This window comes from Mucilaginibacter aquariorum (assembly GCF_024498135.1).
GTDB lineage: Bacteria > Bacteroidota > Bacteroidia > Sphingobacteriales > Sphingobacteriaceae > Mucilaginibacter > Mucilaginibacter aquariorum.
On sequence record NZ_JANHOH010000006.1, the window covers coordinates 183,231 to 197,168 of the forward strand.

The window sequence follows — 13,938 nt, forward strand, 5'->3', positions numbered from 1 at the left end:
GAACACAAAAAAGAATAATATGAGCATAGTATGGAAAGGGGTATTCCCTGCGGTAACCACAAAGTTTACCGAAAACGATGAATTTGATTTTGATGCCTTTGATAAAAACATTGAGGCACAAATAGAAGCCGGTGCAAGCGGTATAATTATTGGCGGATCCTTAGGTGAAGCAAGCGTTTTAACTGACGACGAAAAGATTGAGTTGCTTAAACACACCGTAAATGTAGTTGCAAAACGTGCTTACGTGGTGCTGAACATCGCGGAGCAAACTACAAAAGCAGCCTTGCTTTGTGCCGCCAATGCCGAAAAATATGGTGCCGACGGATTAATGATGTTGCCGCCTTTGCGTTACAAGGCAGATGTGGAGGAAACTGTTAAATATTTTACAGATGTAGCCAAAAGCACTAAGCTGCCCATCATGATCTACAACAACCCTTACGATTATAAAATTGAGGTTACACTGGATATGTTTGAGCAATTATCTGCCTACAAGAATATCCAGGCGGTTAAAGAATCAACCCGCGATGTAAGTAATGTGACCCGTATGATAAACCGTTTTGGCGATAGGTTTGCTATACTTTGCGGAGTAGACACGCTGGCGTTGGAAAGCTTGTTTATGGGTGCTGATGGCTGGGTAGCCGGTTTGGTTGATGCCTTCCCGAGGGAAACGGTTTCAATATATCGTTTGGCTAAAGAAGGCCGTATGCAAGAGGCACTTAAAATATACCGTTGGTTTTTACCGGTGCTGGAATTAGATATCCACCCAAAACTGGTACAATACATAAAACTGGCGGAATCTGTTACCGGGTTAGGAACAGAAACCGTACGCTTGCCGCGTTTAAAAATTACAGGTGAAGAGCGCGATACGGTTTTGGGTATTATAAACCACGCCGTTAAAAACCGCCCGGAACTGCCTGCGGGTAGCTGGGGCGTAGAGGCTGAAGTGGATGTAACCGGCGTTAGCTAAGAAGAATTGTCAGTCTGATTTTTAAAGTCAGCGACCTATAAATGTGAAATGACATTATCTTTATGAATGGTGGCGGTATTTTGTCAGTAGCCTATTTTTTAAGTTGCTGATTATTAACTGTTTGTTTATGTTCACGGGCGTTCACGGCAGTGAACGTGAACACTTTCATCACCATTAGAGGTTTGTTATTAAAAAAGACTATACTATGGAAACACAAAATTTAATTGGTTACCAATACATAAAAGGCGGCAAATCCTTCAGGGCGATAAGCCCTGCAACGGGAGCGGAACTGGAAGCAGAATTTAATGCCGCCAGTTTAGCCGATGTTGATAAAGCTATGCAATTGGCCGATAAGGCATTTGCCACTTACAGCCTTACCGATGGAAAAACCAAAGCGGCCTTTTTACGCAGCATTGCCGATGAGATAAACGCCATTGGCGATACGCTGATAGAATGTGCTATGGCCGAAAGCGGCTTGCCTGCGCAACGCCTGCAAGGCGAACGCGGGCGTACAACAGGTCAGCTAAATATGTATGCTAATTTGCTGGAAGAAGGAAGTTGGGTAGATGCTGTTATTGACACCGCCATACCCAACCGCACACCGTTGCCGCGTATAGATATCCGTAAAATGCTGACCGCTATTGGCCCTGCAGTAGTGTTTGGGGCAAGCAATTTCCCACTGGCATTTTCTGTTGCCGGTGGCGATACCTGTTCTGCTTTGGCGGCAGGTTGCCCGGTAGTGGTAAAGGCACATCCAGCGCATCCCGGTACCAGTGCGTTGGTTGGTGAAGCTATTAAAAAAGCTGCTCAAAAGCATAACCTGCACGAGGGTGTTTTCTCACTTTTGTTTGATGATGGTTACACCGTTGGCGAAGCATTGGTTAAACACCCCAAAACTAAAATAGTAACTTTTACAGGATCGCTTAAAGGCGGTATGGCGCTGGTGAAAATGGCGCAGGAGCGCGATGAGCCTATCCCGGTATTTGCCGAAATGGGTAGCGTTAACCCTATCATATTATTACCAAAAGCCCTTGAAAACCGTGCGGAAGAACTGGCGAAATTATCAGCATCTATAACCACCAACGCGGGGCAGTTTTGTACGCAACCGGGTTTACTGCTTGCGGTTAAGTCTGAAGCATTAAATAAATTTAAGAAAGCGCTTGCTGTCGCGATAGCTGATGTTAATTCGGCAACTATGCTTACGCCGGGTATCTGTGCCAATTTCAACAAATTATCAAATAGTGTAATAGCCGATGACGCCGTTACTATAATAGCAAAATCAGATAAGCTTGATGCCGGTAACGTAAACCAGGGTGTTGCCGTAGTTACCGAAATAACCGCATCAGCTTTTTTGGCTGATGAAAAATACAAGGAAGAGATCTTCGGGCCATATTCTATGCTGATAGTAGCGGATGATGTTGCGCAGCTGGAGCAAGTGGTAAATTCATTACACGGGCAGCTAACCGCTACCGTAATGGCCGAAAAAGAGGAGCTTCCGCAGTATAAAACCATTACAAATAAACTGGCTAAGCTGGCAGGCAGGGTGATATTGAACGGCCCTCCAACGGGGGTTGAAGTAGGTAATGCCATGCAGCATGGCGGCCCATATCCGGCAACGTCCGATAGTCGTTTTACATCGGTTGGTACAGGCGCTATAAAGCGTTTTGTACGGCCCGTATGCTGGCAAAATTGGGATAACGATCTGCTACCCGATGAATTGAAAGATGGCAACCCACTAAATATATGGCGCTTGGTTAATGGGGAAATTGCGAAATAAATAAGAGTGCGGGGGGCGGGTGTGAGGAGCGAAGATTCAAGCCAACATTTAAAAAATAAGAGAGAGAGCGGAGAGAGTGGGTGTGATGTGCGGTCTTGCAAGTGTTAACCGCACATCACACCTCGCTCCCCAATCCACAAATACAATATGAACAAAACATTCTTCTGCATAGATGCGCATACTTGCGGTAACCCCGTAAGGCTGGTTGCCGGTGGCGGCCCCAATTTGGTGGGCAGCAACATGAGCGAAAAACGCCAGCATTTTTTAAAAGAATACGACTGGATCCGTAAGGGCCTGATGTTTGAACCGAGGGGGCATGATATGATGTCGGGTAGCATATTGTACCCGCCTCACGATCCACAGAACGATGTGGCTGTGCTGTTTATTGAAACCAGCGGCTGCCTGCCTATGTGTGGGCATGGTACTATCGGCACTATCACTATCGCTATTGAAGAAGGACTAATCACCCCAAAAATACCAGGCATTGTACGTATGGAAGCGCCTGCGGGATTGGTTTTGATCTCTTACAAACAGGAAGGTAAAAAAGTGAGGTCGGTAAAACTGGTTAATGTGCCAAGCTACCTGGCTGCCGAAAACCTGCAGGTGGAATGCCCTGATCTGGGTATGCTAACGGTTGATGTAAGCTACGGTGGAAATTTTTATGCAATTATTGATCCGCAGGAAAACTTTGGCGGACTGGAAAACTATACTGCCGATCAGCTGATATCCTGGAGCCGTGTTTTACGCCAGCGGATAAATGAGAAATACACATTCATCCACCCCGAAAACCCAACTATAAACGGTTGCTCGCATATTTTGTGGGCTGGCAAAACCATATCGCCGGAAGCAACCGCCCGCAACGCTGTTTTTTATGGCGATAAAGCGATAGACAGGTCGCCATGTGGTACAGGTACATCGGCCCGTATGGCGCAATGGCATGCCAAAGGGTTATTAAAAAAAGGTGATAAATTTATACATGAAAGCATTATCGGTAGTCAGTTTATTGGCACGGTAGAAGATGAAGTGACACTTGGCGGCAAGCCGGCCATTGTACCCGGTATTGAAGGCTGGGCAAAGGTTTACGGCTATAATACCATCAAAATTGATGACGAAGATGACCCGTACGCGTTTGGGTTTCAGGTGATATAAAGTCGTGACATAATAAAGAATAAGACCGTCATTGCGAGGTACGAAGCAATTTCTTTAGGACATGCGGCCATGCAAGGCGGGAATGCACAGTCAGGAGATTGCTTCGTACCTCGCAATGACGGATTGGAACATTAAAAATAACAAATGAGCAAAGCAATAATAATAGGTGGTGGAATAATAGGGCTATTCTCGGCATATTACCTGAACAAATCTGGTTGGGAAGTAGAGATATTGGAACAGGGCGACCTTACCGACAATGCATCCTTCGGTAATGCCGGGATGATAGTGCCCAGCCATTTTATACCGCTGGCAGCGCCGGGTATGATAGAGCAGGGCATCAGGTGGATGTTTAACAGTAAAAGCCCGTTTTATGTAAAGCCGTCTTTAAACCCCGAGCTGATAGGCTGGGGATGGAAATTCCTGAAAGCGGCCAATAAACACCATGTAGAGCGGTCGGCGGGGGCACTGCGGGATCTGTCAATGCTCAGCAAAAAACTTTACCTGGACCTGGAACAGGATGCAGACTTTGATTTCGGCTTTGCCGATAAAGGCATATTAATGCTTTTTAAAACCCCCAAGTTTGAAGAAGAGGAACGCCACACCGCCGAAAAAGCTACTCATTTAGGCCTCGATGCGCAGTACCTTACTGCCGATGAATGCCGCAAGCTACAACCGGATATTGAACTGGATGTACTGGGCGCCGTACACTACCATTGCGACGCGCATTTATATCCCAATAAACTAATTGCGGGCTTGGTAAAGCATTTAGAAAAAGCAGGCGTTAAGATCCATAGAAACACACCTGTTACCAATATGGAACAGGCCGGTGGCCAAATAACCCAGGTTATCAGCAATGATAAAAGCTTTACGGGCGATGCTTACCTGTTAGCAGGCGGCGCATGGTCGGCGGGGATAGCAAAGTTGGCCGGGTTAAACGTTCCGTTAATGCCGGGTAAGGGCTATTCTTTTATGGTAGATGAACCACAAAAACGCATGACCATCCCGGCGCTGCTTTGCGAGGCAAGGGTATCGGTAACACCTATGAACGGTAGTATCCGCTTTGGCGGCACTATGGAAATAGGCAAGGTAAACCAGCAGATTAATATGAACCGGGTGGCAGGCATCGTGGAATCAATCCCTCAATATTTTCCAGATTTTACGCCTGCCTTACCACGGCAAAAAGATATATGGTTTGGTTTTCGCCCTTGCTCGCCGGATGGTTTGCCATACATTGGCTTATCGGGCAAGTACAAAAACCTGGCTGTCGCCACCGGGCACGGCATGATGGGATTAAGCCTTGCACCCGCAACAGGTAAGCTGATAGATGACCTGCTAAACCAGGCCACACCATCAACAGGTATAAGCCAGTTTTCGCCGGACCGCTATGCCTAATTAGTGAATTATTGATTTAGTGAATTAGTGATTAAAGAAGACCTTGAAAATCACTAATTCACTAATTAAAAACTACCTACGCCGATACTGTTAAGGTACTTCCTGCAACCGTTACGGTATACTTTCTAAGCGCCGAAGTTGCCGGCCCTAAAACCACCCCGCCCGATGTATTAAACTCGCTGCCGTGATTAGGGCATATAAATTTCCCCTGGTTAGTGTTGTAGTTAATGCTAGTGCCCTGATGTGTGCAGGCAACCTGTACGGCGGTAAACGCGCTTGCAGCCACACCCGCTGCTAAACGCACCAATATAATTCCGTTTGATATTTTAGAGCTGCCTACGCTTTGCAGGTCGGTGTTTAAATCAACAGAGAACACATTGCCACTGCCTGGTGCAGGAGGAGGTGTGCCGCCTCCCGGTGCCGGGTCGTTGCCTTTAGAGCCGCAACCTATTAAACTACAGCCTGCACATACCGCAGCCATGCTTATGCCAAATTTTGCTAAAAATTCATGTCTTTCCATTTTAGTAGGGGTTAATAAGGGTTAATAGCCTGATTTATGTTTTTTGTTGAAATCGAATATTCTTGATATGGTAAAACCTAAACGGAACTGTCCCTTGCTCCACTTTGATTCGGTATCGTTTAGATAATTAAATTCGGATATAGCCTGGGCATTGGTGAAGTTGATGGTGAATACGTGCCCGCCGGTCTCAATTTCGAGGCCTATACCAAGTCCGTCATAAAACCTGGGGTCAACGTTGTTATCTCTGAAGTTAGAGAAGGGGTGAACATAATCAAGCACAATACCCATCCGTTTGGTAAATTTTAAACGGCCTGCCGCAGATAGCGAGAAAAACTTCTTTTCGTTGCCATACAAAAAGGGATAGGGTGCATTGTTAATAAGGTACATTGGTGATACCTGCAACGATAAGGCAGATGAAAATTTACGTGCGATAACAGCCTGTGCCAGGTAAGAGAAACGATTGGTGTAGTTGTCAAATATAGGCGTATTGGCATGATAGGTTTTGAACCCGGTTTTACCAATTAAGGTAACAGCCACGGGTACGCTATTATCTGCTTTTTGATGCAGTATGTTGTATTTTAAACCCAGCTCAAGTAACGATTCAAACTTGCTGCGGCCAAAATCAATGTTCAGGTTATCTGTAAGGCCATATTCAAAACCAATGTAAATATCTGTTGAGTTATCAAGTCCCCACATGGTTTTACCTCCGCCGTTTGAGCCGGCAAGATCACCAAAGCGGTGAATCACCAAAAAGTTCAGTTCTTTCTTTTTAACGGTTTCGGTGGTTTGCGATAGTATCAGGCGGGTGGCCTTAAATGTGGCAATAACCGGCTCATCTTTGTCAGATTTGCTCAGGGTTTTCATAAGCGCATCGGTACTACTGGCGGTTGTATCGGTAGTTGGGGTTTGGGCTTTTAGTAAGCCTGCTGTTAAAAACAGCGCGATGAATAAGAGGGATTTTTTCATGATAATGTATTGTGTTAGGGGTTTTTATTTATAAGGTGCGTAGGTTGCATTTACCTGCACCCTTATGTTTTCGGCAATGTTGTAGAATACCAGTTTAGGGATCTCGATCTGATGATCTTTACAGGCCACCATAAACTCTGATGACAGGTTGATAGCGCCGCCTTTTACCATGAGTTTGCCGGTAATTGTGCGGGTTTGTTTTACCCCATGCACCTCAAATACGCCGGCAGCGGTTACCGGGTAAGTGCCATCTTTGGTAACGTCGGGTTTCCCGTTAATTTTACCTTTAAACGTTGCCTGCGGATACTTATCGCTCTCCATGTAGTTTTCGTTAAAGTGCTCCTGCATGCGGGCTTTATCAAACTTAAAGGAACGTATGGGCACACTAAAGGCCAGCTCGCCGGTGGCGGTATTAAAAACTGATGTCCCTTTGTCAGACCGGGCATCAATATCTTCAACCGGCGCTTTCGAATAAATGGTTACAACTGCATTTTTACAGGCATAGATATCCTGTCCCGCCTGATTTATACTAAACCAGGCGAGTAAAATTACTCCGATATATTTCATGTTTTTACTAAGGTTTTATTCTTGTATTAATGTTCCACGTTACACCCACGGCAACCCCTGCCGATTTTAGATTAACCTGCCCATAGCCAATACCCGTAAGAGGTACTTTAAAATATGGCTGAACAGCAACGCCAAATTTTGAACTTACCTCGCGCTGATAAGTCGCATTCAGGTTGAGCACACCCATTATATGTTTGTTTTTGTTCCTGATATTATAGCTTGTTGGCCCACCCGGATATTCACCTGCATAATTGAACGTGTAATTTTCGCGCAGCATAAAGTACGACGAAAGGCCGGTGCCCAAACTAAACTTATTGCCACCGCTGTTATAAAGCTGATACCCAACATTTAAAGGGATATCTAATACAATACAGCTTGCACTTACACTTGTAGGGTTTGTATTGAACTTGTAAGCACTGGAGTAATTGGCAAAATCAGTTAAGTAAGGTTTATCAGCATAAATAGCACCTGTAGATATACTCCATTTTTTTGATACGCCCACGGTTAGCAACAGCCCGGCATTAGTACCCACCTTGTTTTGCGAAAACCCTTTCACGCTGTTAATATCAGGCGATGCAATAAAGCTTAAGGCAAAGGTTGGTTTAAAGCCCATTGATGACGGTACTCCCTTTGTTTTTTTCTTTGGCTTAATATCATCCACTACCGATGCCAGCACTGGTTTTTTAGGCGCAATAACAGTATCAGCCTTTGCACTATTGTTTGCCAGGTTAGCCGCTGCTTTATCGGTAACAATAATGGTATCAACCTTTGTTTTATTAACCGCCATATTGTTAACCGCTTTATCTGTAACAATAATGGTATCGGGCGATGTTTTTACGGTTGGCAATTTAGGTGCAGCATCTATTTTTGCAATTTGACCGGCAGCTTTACGGCCGCCCGAATCAGCAGATAAGGTAAAGAACGATTTGCCCGGGCGGTTTTTTGCGGGTGCATTGTCTACAATGTTATTACCTGCCGCAGGCGTTTGTGTTTTGCGGTCTGCCAGTTGTTGATCGGGCGTGCCGTACTTGCCGGAATCTTGTTTTGCCTGCGGTTTTGTTTTAACAACTTGCGGGGTTGTCTTATCAGGTTTTTGTGCAGGGTTTAAAAACAACCAACCAAGTACAAGCAATAGCAGCGCGGCAATGCCACTTATTATATACGCCAACTTGTAGATGATGCCTTTGGGTTTCTTACCCTCCAGCATGCTCTCCAGCGCGTCCCAGTCCTCTTCCCGGTACGATGCATTGCTTCCGGGGTCTTTTAAACCCTGGCTAAACAATTTATCAATACTGTCTTCTTTTTCGTCTTTCATTGTTTGTTAATGTTTTTCACAAAAGATGGGGATAAGTCTGTGTGCGTTATTGATACTATATTATTTGAATTTGATTGTTGTCTGTTATCTAAGCCCGGCATTTTATTGCTCTTAGCTATCATTATTTTTAGTTTTTCTCTTGCCTTATGCAAGTTTGATTTTGATGTGCCTGTGCTGATGTTCAGCATGTCGCCTATTTCTTCGTGTGTGTAACCTTCAATGGCAAATAGGTTAAATATGGTGCGGTATGCACGCGGTAACTGACCTATCATATCCAATAACTCATTGTAATTTAAATTCCTGTCTGCCAGCTCCGTATCATTAATATGTTCGGCCTTTTCCAACTCTTCTGTATAAGCTATTTTTAAGTTCGACCGGTAATAATCTATTGATGTATTTACCATAATACGGCCAAGCCAAGCCTTAAAAGGCTTGGTAATATCATATTTAGTTAAGTTTTTGAAGACTTTATAAAACCCCTGGTTCATGATCTCTGAAGCCTCATACCTGTTTGTAGCATACCGTAAACAGATACCCATGGCAAAGCCATAAAAAGCCTTATACAACAGCTTTTGACTCAACCTGTCATCCTTTAAACAGCCCCTTACCAGTTGATTTAGTTCTTCTTCGCCCATATTAGGGTTCCCTGTTTATCCTTAAATTTGCTACCTTATCTGCATACATCACGGTAAATGTTACGCAAAGGTTGCCAGCCCCGTGAAAAAATTATTGAATTATTGATTTAGTGAATTATTGAATTATACATGGAAGTTAATAAATATGCAGGATATTAGCATCTGCAATTAAATAATCAATCACTAAATCAATAATTCACTAAATCAGTAATTGTTAATAATCAGTAATTGTTAATAATCAGTAATTGCCGCATGAAAGTACTTCCCTTTACCATTCCTGTACCGCATGGCAAAACTATTATAGTGCAGGAAGAAATAATGCCGCATTTTTATCCGCATTTGCACCGACACGCTGAGGTGCAGATAACCTGGATAAAGACGGGGGAAGGCACCTTGCTTGCAGGGAATAGCATGCATGCCTTTAAGGCCGGCGAAGTATATGTGCTGGGGGCAAACTTGCCGCATTTATTTAAAAGCAACCCCGAGTATTTTGATGACGGTAGTACCCTGATCATAGAGGCACTAACGGTTTTCTTTGACCCGGTGGGGAAACTGGCCGCTATGTTTGATTTACCAGAGATGAAGGCCGTACGTTCTTTTTTTGAACAATGGCAAACAGGGTTTAAAATACCAATAGAAATGCTGTCGGTATTTTCAGGTTTTATTGACCGTATCCAGCTCAGCAAGGGCGCTTTGCAAATGTCGGTGTTTATTGAGATGCTAAACGCGATGAGCGGGCTGACGGATATTCAGCCCTTATCTGCCGATAGTTACACCCATTCTATGACCGACCCCGAGGGGATGCGTATTGCATCGGTATACAACTATATTATGCATAATTATGGCAGGGCTTTAACTTTGGAAGAAGTTGCCCGCCAGGCTCATTTAACGCCAAATGCTTTTTGTAGATATTTTAAAAAACATACCCGGGTTACCTTCACTGCGTTTGTAAACAAAGTGCGGGTAAACCAGGCCTGCAAATTATTGGTAAATGGCAATTTGAATAACATTGCCGATGTTGCTTATAACTGCGGCTTTAGCAGTATAACTAATTTTAATTATACTTTTAAGAATATTACAGGCAAGGCGCCGCGAGATTATGTGAATGATTATGTAGGAACGGTGAAGATCAAAAACGGGATAAAATAATTATATTTAGGTAATGAAAAAGCTGATATACATATTGATCCTGTTCTCGGCTTGTAAAAGCCCGGAAAAAAAAGTAGTTACAACGGCAAAAGAAGCTAAACCTATCGATACCGTTTATATTGAAAAAGATACCACTAAAGATTATTACCATACGGTCTATGTCGAAAAGGACAGATCGGCAAAACACTACAAAGCGTTGCTCGACTTTAAGTATGACCATGATGATAGTATAGCTTATAACGCAGGATACAAAGTTTTAAAAGTGCGCTACCCTAAACCACTTAAGAAATATAATATTGCCGGGTTACCAAAAGAATGGTTGCCGCTCTACCTTTATAAAGGCAGTTATTATCTCTATTCGCCATGTAATGCGGCTAATATAGGTATGCGGGTACTTACAGATAGCACTCTGACCTATTATAGCATGGAAGGCCCCGAGCCTAAACCCATACTCAATTTTAAAAAGCTTAACGCGAATAAATACGCGTTAAAATCACTTCCAATTTATCAGTTTGTTAAGTCATCAAACATTACTATCTATATTATCGACCCCGAAAAAATGATTGCCGTATGGGATGATAAAAACTTACCCGAACCGTACAGATACCAGCTGTATGTTGCAAAAGAAAACGCGGGTAATTTTGATATGGTGGTTAACCAGTCTGTTAATCCCAAACTGCCCGAGTATCAATTTGATAAAATAAACTTTAAAGCGTTGTTGAAAGGTAAGTAGGGGTATTTACGTTGCCGGAATGGCATTTTAATTCCCCGGCGTTTTATAATAATAAATAGGGGCATACACACCCTCGCTGGTGGTATAATAACCTTTGCCATCGGGTGTAAAGGCAATGGCTTCACCTTGTTTTTCCTGCTTATAGGGAAGTTCGCGCGGGGCTTTATGCAGGGTTTGCCAAACAGGTTCATTACCTGTGCGCTGCCAATAGTAAACCCTCTCGTAACTTTTAACCAAAATTTGTTTGCCATCATGAGATACATCAGCCGCGGTTATCCATTTAAAAGGTTTTATCCCCTCAAAAAACAGCCTGCCCCTAAAGGTGAGGGTAAGTGTATCGTTAGCTTTATATTTAATGGGCGATGAATACACTCCAACACTATCTCCCCGTTTGGTAACAATATACAACAGCTTTTCTATAGGGTCTATCATCATGGCTTCCGCGTCTTTTGCACCATCAGGGTACTTTAAGTGAAGCGGTACGGGTACAGTGTGGGCAACACTATCCTTGCCCCATGTGCGTTTTTCTTCGGCGCGATAAACGGTAATAAATTTCCTGTTGGCACTATTATCGCCAATGTCGCCTATATAAACGTAGCTTTTGCCTTTAACAGGGCCTGGTCCAACAGCTATATCTTCACAATCGCGAACGCCTAACTTCGCGGTGGTATCGCCGGTATAATTTATGATGGTTTTTAGTTTACCATCAGCCGTAATGGCAAAGAAACGGCTGGTGTCGCCGCTATCATTATGGCCATAATAAATATCAGGGTTTAATCCTGAAGCCGCCAGTCCCGAGGTTTCATCCATCAGTTTAGAATACAGGTGGCTTTCGGGCAAATGCTTATTATCAATTAAGCGGTGTTTGGCAAACGCTGCTATAAACACCAGGCACAGTATGGGGACAAATATTTTTAACGCTCTACTTCTAAACATAGTTAAGCTATAAAACAAAAAACGGCCCATATTATTATGGTCCGTTTTATAAATGCTTTTAAATTGACAATTAAGAATTTTGCGGGGTTAAGCTTTCTTCCTTGGTAAAGCTCATTTCTGCATCTGGTTTTGATACATCTGTTATCGCTACTTTGCCTCTTTCCTTACGCAATATCCTGTTGAATAATGATATCTCTCTATCAAACAAAAACTGGAAGAATAATTTTGTCCACGATGTGTGATAGTATAAAGTTTCGTAATACTCTGGCGCTGTTTTTTTAATTAGCGGCAGCTTGTTCCATGGTATTGATGGAAAATCGTGGTGCTCGTTATGGAAACCTACGTTAAAAGCTACCGCGTTTAAGTTACCGTAATAGCTATATGTTTCCTGCTCAACGCTGTGGGTTAAGTAATGTTCCTGGATCCAGCGGGCACCAAGGGGGTGCAGGCCTACCGAGAACGAGAAGCTTAACAACAGAAATGCTACTGCAGGCCATCCCATAAAGTAATAAATTACACCGGTAAAAACTATCTGTAGTAACCAGTTGGTTAATATCCAGCCATCAAAGGGATGTATCTCGCGTAAACGCGATAAACGGAACAATTGAAACACCGGGAAAAACAATAACCATAATGCTTTACCCAAAAAAGAATTGCTGATCAGTTTTGCTTCCCAACGGTTCGGCAAATCGGCATCTAGCTCATGTACGCCCTGAAAAGAGTGGTGTTTAATATGATATTTTTCGAATGATATAGCGCTTGGCAATATTTGCGGTAAGTTGGCAAACATGGATGCCCAGCGGTTGGCATTACGGTTTTTAAATAATAATTGGTGGGTACACTCGTGTATCATTACAAACAGGGCATGGTCTGCAAAGGCGCCTAATAAATAAGCCGCGCCAAATATCAGCCACCACGATTGGTCGCGCAGAAACCAAGCCAGTGTTACCTGAAAGGCCACCAGGCCAACTATAGCCCAAATGGTTTTAGGGTTTTTTCCTATTAAATTCCGCAATTGTGGAAACTGCTTTAGTATCTTCTTAGTACGTATGCGGTGCGGTTCCGATTCCTGGGAATAAACAAAATCAGTTTTCATCATATTAGGTTAAAACGATGAAGATAAGAATAACGTGTTAAAAAAATGAATTTCTTGTAAAATTTTTCCAATTTTTGTTGGAAAACGATTAACAATATTAACCTTTGAGAAATTATTTTCTTTTAACGGGTTGTTAAATCAATCAGTTCAATAATTATTTAAATCCTTAGAAATTTATTTATGTGGTGGGTATATGCTCTATTATCGGCACTATTTGCCGCTTTAACTGCAATTTTTGCTAAAATTGGCATAAAAGGGGTTGATACAGACCTGGCTACCGCCATACGTACGGTGGTTATCTTATTAGTAGCCTGGGCTATTGTGTTGTATAAAGGTACTAACCACGGCATAAGCGGCCTTAGCAAACTAAACTGGACTTTCCTGGTGCTTTCCGGATGTGCCACCGGCTTGTCATGGATCTTTTATTTTAAGGCTTTACAGTTAGGTAAAGTATCGCAGGTGGCGCCGGTGGATAAGTTAAGCGTAGCCTTAGCCATTATATTATCTGTGGTGTTTTTGGGCGAACCACTCACGTTAAAAACAGCTTCGGGGGCATTACTGATAATTGGCGGTACGCTGGTTTTAATATTTTAATTGTTACATAGTGTATATGTAACAATTACGAAACCTTCGGGGTTAATCCAAAGTTTCTTGGCAATTTTGTACCTCCAAAGTTAGAGGGGTTTATCATGCGATCGTTTTTTGTTCTTATTATCTTATTAATTTCCACAATAAA

14 protein-coding genes are annotated in these 13,938 nt (G+C 43.1%); 7 read left to right on the plus strand and 7 right to left on the minus strand.

Going from position 1 to position 13,938, the window contains the following annotated elements; genetic code table 11:
- Positions 1-19: 19 nt before the first annotated feature.
- The 4 genes from NPE20_RS19750 (at position 20) to NPE20_RS19765 (ending at position 5,285) form a co-directional block, all read left to right on the plus strand.
- A complete protein-coding gene (locus tag NPE20_RS19750) occupies positions 20-967 on the plus strand; it encodes a dihydrodipicolinate synthase family protein (RefSeq protein WP_256540428.1) in 948 nt (315 codons plus the stop codon).
- A 205-nt stretch (positions 968-1,172) separates the two neighbouring features.
- Positions 1,173-2,744 (plus strand): aldehyde dehydrogenase (NADP(+)), encoded by a 1,572-nt coding sequence (locus NPE20_RS19755; RefSeq protein ID WP_256540429.1) that lies wholly within the window; start codon positions 1,173-1,175, stop codon positions 2,742-2,744.
- A gap of 147 nt (positions 2,745-2,891) precedes the next feature.
- Positions 2,892-3,893 carry a 4-hydroxyproline epimerase gene (locus NPE20_RS19760; RefSeq protein ID WP_256540430.1) on the plus strand — a complete coding sequence of 334 codons (1,002 nt, stop codon included), beginning with the start codon at positions 2,892-2,894 and terminating at the stop codon, positions 3,891-3,893.
- A gap of 144 nt (positions 3,894-4,037) precedes the next feature.
- On the plus strand, positions 4,038-5,285 hold the full coding sequence (locus NPE20_RS19765) for an NAD(P)/FAD-dependent oxidoreductase (RefSeq protein WP_256540431.1): 1,248 nt from the start codon (positions 4,038-4,040) through the stop codon (positions 5,283-5,285).
- Between the two features lie 76 nt (positions 5,286-5,361).
- Here NPE20_RS19765 and NPE20_RS19770 read toward each other — a convergent pair whose 3' ends face one another.
- From NPE20_RS19770 to NPE20_RS19790, 5 genes are read right to left on the minus strand one after another with little or no spacing between them, the layout of a single operon-like run.
- Positions 5,362-5,805, minus strand: a complete 444-nt coding sequence (locus NPE20_RS19770; RefSeq protein WP_256540432.1) for a QcrA and Rieske domain-containing protein — start codon at positions 5,803-5,805, stop codon at positions 5,362-5,364.
- Positions 5,806-5,826: 21 nt separating this feature from the next.
- Positions 5,827-6,771 carry a DUF5777 family beta-barrel protein gene (locus NPE20_RS19775; RefSeq protein WP_256540433.1) on the minus strand — a complete coding sequence of 315 codons (945 nt, stop codon included), beginning with the start codon at positions 6,769-6,771 and terminating at the stop codon, positions 5,827-5,829.
- Between the two features lie 24 nt (positions 6,772-6,795).
- Positions 6,796-7,338, minus strand: a complete 543-nt coding sequence (locus tag NPE20_RS19780; protein WP_256540434.1) for a YceI family protein — start codon at positions 7,336-7,338, stop codon at positions 6,796-6,798.
- A 7-nt stretch (positions 7,339-7,345) separates the two neighbouring features.
- Entirely contained in the window at positions 7,346-8,653 is a 1,308-nt protein-coding gene (locus tag NPE20_RS19785) for a porin family protein (protein ID WP_256540435.1), read from the minus strand.
- Positions 8,650-9,288, minus strand: coding sequence for an RNA polymerase sigma factor (locus tag NPE20_RS19790; RefSeq protein WP_256540436.1), 639 nt, complete (start codon positions 9,286-9,288; stop codon positions 8,650-8,652). The genes NPE20_RS19785 and NPE20_RS19790 overlap by 4 nt, the downstream gene beginning before the upstream one ends.
- Before the next feature lie 252 nt (positions 9,289-9,540).
- On the opposite strand from NPE20_RS19790, the gene NPE20_RS19795 reads away from it, so the two are divergent.
- Entirely contained in the window at positions 9,541-10,437 is an 897-nt protein-coding gene (locus tag NPE20_RS19795) for an AraC family transcriptional regulator (RefSeq protein WP_256540437.1), read from the plus strand.
- A gap of 13 nt (positions 10,438-10,450) precedes the next feature.
- Entirely contained in the window at positions 10,451-11,170 is a 720-nt protein-coding gene (locus NPE20_RS19800; protein ID WP_256540438.1) for a hypothetical protein, read from the plus strand.
- A gap of 27 nt (positions 11,171-11,197) precedes the next feature.
- On the opposite strand, the gene NPE20_RS19805 is transcribed toward NPE20_RS19800, so the two are convergent.
- Complete coding sequence (locus NPE20_RS19805) at positions 11,198-12,106, minus strand: hypothetical protein (protein WP_256540439.1); 909 nt, start codon at positions 12,104-12,106, stop codon at positions 11,198-11,200.
- Between the two features lie 70 nt (positions 12,107-12,176).
- Complete coding sequence (locus NPE20_RS19810; protein WP_256540440.1) at positions 12,177-13,205, minus strand: fatty acid desaturase; 1,029 nt, start codon at positions 13,203-13,205, stop codon at positions 12,177-12,179.
- 177 nt (positions 13,206-13,382) lie between these two features.
- Here NPE20_RS19810 and NPE20_RS19815 point away from each other — a divergent pair, with 177 nt between their 5' ends.
- Positions 13,383-13,796 (plus strand): EamA family transporter, encoded by a 414-nt coding sequence (locus NPE20_RS19815; RefSeq protein ID WP_256540441.1) that lies wholly within the window; start codon positions 13,383-13,385, stop codon positions 13,794-13,796.
- Positions 13,797-13,938 lie beyond the last annotated feature (142 nt).

What these genes read in the sequence shown, in the direction of transcription:
- NPE20_RS19750 (WP_256540428.1), top strand. Translation starts at nt 20, where the DNA reads ATGAGCATAGTATGGAAAGGGGTATTCCCTGCGGTAACCACAAAGTTT.
- NPE20_RS19760 (WP_256540430.1), top strand. Translation starts at nt 2,892, where the DNA reads ATGAACAAAACATTCTTCTGCATAGATGCGCATACTTGCGGTAACCCC.
- NPE20_RS19775 (WP_256540433.1), bottom strand. Translation starts at nt 6,771, where the DNA reads ATGAAAAAATCCCTCTTATTCATCGCGCTGTTTTTAACAGCAGGCTTA.
- NPE20_RS19770 (WP_256540432.1), bottom strand. Translation starts at nt 5,805, where the DNA reads ATGGAAAGACATGAATTTTTAGCAAAATTTGGCATAAGCATGGCTGCG.
- NPE20_RS19790 (WP_256540436.1), bottom strand. Translation starts at nt 9,288, where the DNA reads ATGGGCGAAGAAGAACTAAATCAACTGGTAAGGGGCTGTTTAAAGGAT.
- NPE20_RS19765 (WP_256540431.1), top strand. Translation starts at nt 4,038, where the DNA reads ATGAGCAAAGCAATAATAATAGGTGGTGGAATAATAGGGCTATTCTCG.
- NPE20_RS19795 (WP_256540437.1), top strand. Translation starts at nt 9,541, where the DNA reads ATGAAAGTACTTCCCTTTACCATTCCTGTACCGCATGGCAAAACTATT.
- NPE20_RS19815 (WP_256540441.1), top strand. Translation starts at nt 13,383, where the DNA reads ATGTGGTGGGTATATGCTCTATTATCGGCACTATTTGCCGCTTTAACT.
- NPE20_RS19805 (WP_256540439.1), bottom strand. Translation starts at nt 12,106, where the DNA reads ATGTTTAGAAGTAGAGCGTTAAAAATATTTGTCCCCATACTGTGCCTG.
- NPE20_RS19810 (WP_256540440.1), bottom strand. Translation starts at nt 13,205, where the DNA reads ATGATGAAAACTGATTTTGTTTATTCCCAGGAATCGGAACCGCACCGC.
- NPE20_RS19780 (WP_256540434.1), bottom strand. Translation starts at nt 7,338, where the DNA reads ATGAAATATATCGGAGTAATTTTACTCGCCTGGTTTAGTATAAATCAG.
- NPE20_RS19800 (WP_256540438.1), top strand. Translation starts at nt 10,451, where the DNA reads ATGAAAAAGCTGATATACATATTGATCCTGTTCTCGGCTTGTAAAAGC.
- NPE20_RS19755 (WP_256540429.1), top strand. Translation starts at nt 1,173, where the DNA reads ATGGAAACACAAAATTTAATTGGTTACCAATACATAAAAGGCGGCAAA.
- NPE20_RS19785 (WP_256540435.1), bottom strand. Translation starts at nt 8,653, where the DNA reads ATGAAAGACGAAAAAGAAGACAGTATTGATAAATTGTTTAGCCAGGGT.